This is a genomic window from Cryobacterium sp. 10I1, from assembly GCF_035019805.1.
Classification (GTDB): Bacteria; Actinomycetota; Actinomycetes; order Actinomycetales; family Microbacteriaceae; genus Cryobacterium; species Cryobacterium glucosi.
Window position 1 is genome coordinate 1 of sequence record NZ_JASJVF010000399.1, and the last position, 1,967, is coordinate 1,967.

The 1,967-nt window shown below is 69.4% G+C and carries 2 protein-coding genes; both read left to right on the plus strand.

The window, feature by feature from the left end; all coding sequences use genetic code 11:
- Positions 1-99: 99 nt before the first annotated feature.
- Positions 100-1,524, plus strand: a complete 1,425-nt coding sequence (locus QN345_RS18440; protein ID WP_323509045.1) for a bifunctional PIG-L family deacetylase/class I SAM-dependent methyltransferase — start codon at positions 100-102, stop codon at positions 1,522-1,524.
- The coding region (locus tag QN345_RS18445) for a glycosyltransferase (protein ID WP_323509046.1) at positions 1,521-1,967 on the plus strand (447 nt) is incomplete at its 3' end. The genes QN345_RS18440 and QN345_RS18445, both read left to right, overlap by 4 nt.

Sequence of the window (1,967 nt, forward strand, 5' to 3'; positions counted from 1 at the left end):
TGTCGCCGATCTGCAGTTGTACATTCGACAGCATCACGCTGAACGCGACGAGGCCAGGCTTGGAGCTCTGCTGCTCGATGGTGCTCGCGGAGTCTCACCGTGGTGATCTTCAGCCACCGGGACCTCGGCACCGCCGAGCAGGCCTGGGCCGGCGCTCCCTGGATCACGGCTGCGGCGCGGCTTGACCTCGACGACCTCGCCCGGCTGATCATCGTCGCGGCGCATCCCGACGACGAGACCCTCGGTGCCGGCGGGCTCCTCTCCGGTGCGACGCGACGCGGGATCCCGGTCGATGTCCTTGTCCTCAGCGACGGTGAAGCGTCCCATCCGGAATCCCCGACGCATAGCCAGGGTCGCCTTTCACGTGTGCGCAGGACAGAGGTGACGGATGCGGTGGCGCACCTGGCGCCATCCGCTCGCCTGCACTTCGCCGGACTGCCGGACGGCGACCTCGAGAGGAACAGGGAGGCGGCGGCGCGGGCGCTGGCATCCGTGCTCGGGCCGCCGTCTTCCGGCGCGGAGAAGATCACGGAAGGCTCAGCCGCGGGCACCTGGATTGTCGCACCGTGGCGGGCCGACGGGCATCCCGACCACGCGCTCGCCGGCGACGTGGCAGCGGCCGGAGCGGCATGGTCGGGCGCCCGCCTGCTCGAGTACCCGATCTGGGCCTGGCACTGGTCGACACCGGACGGGGAATGGCCGCTGGGCCTGATCCGCAGGTTCGATCTCTCTCCCGAGGACCACGCGCGGAAGCTGCAGGCGCTCGCGCTGCACCGCAGCCAGGTGCTGCCCTTGTCCGACGAACCCGGAGACGAGGCCGTCGTGCCGCCGGCGATGGCCGCCCATTTCGCGAGGGGCTTCGAGATATTCGTCGACGGCACCGCAGCGGAGGCACCGTCCCCGGATGCGAGCGGGACAGCGAGCCTGGCGAGATCTTTCTTCGACGAGTTCTACCGGGAGGCGCGAGACCCGTGGGGCTTCGAGACGCGTTGGTACGAACGTCGGAAACGCGCGCTGACCCTCGCTGCGCTGCCGCGCGAACGATTCGGTGCCGCCCTGGAGCTCGGCTGCTCGATCGGAGTATTCACGGCCGACCTCGCCGCCCGGTGCGACACCGTGATGGCCGTCGATATCGCGGAGCAACCGCTCTCGATTGCCCGCGAACGGCTCGCCGGGCGCCCCGGCGTCCGCTTCGCACGGATGACCCTGCCCGGTGAATGGCCCTCCGGAGTCTTCGACCTCATCGTCGTATCCGAAGTCGGCTACTACCTGGCGACCGCAGACCTGGAACGGTTCTTCCAGCGCTGCCGGGACAGCCTCGCCCCCGGCGGAGTCCTCCTCGCCTGCCATTGGAGGCATCCGGTTCCCGAGTATCCGCTCAGCGGCGACCGGGTCCACGACATGCTCGCGACGGTGCCCGGCCTCGTGCGCACCGTCGAGCATCGCGAAAGTGACTTCCTGCTTGAGGTGTGGCAGCCCGAGCCGGCACGATCCGTGGCCCAGCACGAGGGACTCGTCCCATGATCGGGCCCGGTGAAATCGACCACCTGGTCATCGTCATCCCCGCGCACAACGAGGAGGAACTGCTTCCTCGGTGCCTCGCCGCGGTGGGGGCCGCGATCGAGCCCGTGGTCGCGACCCTCGATCCGGCGCCGCCGATCGTGTCGGTCGTGATCGTGCTCGACCGCTGTACGGACGGGACCGAGACCATTGCCGCGGGTTTTCCGGGCGTGCATCTGGTCCGCAGTGACACGGGAGGCGTCGGTGCGGCACGGCGTGCGGGCGTCCGCGGCGTCCTGAAGACCCCTGCGGACTTCACGGGTCGTACCTGGATCGCGTCGACGGATGCCGATTCAGCCGTCCCGGAGAACTGGCTCGCGAGCCAGCTTGCCTTCGCCAGGAACGATGTGCATCTGGTTCTCGGCACCGTCGAGCCGGACGAGTGCCTCGACGGCGAAATGCGCGCT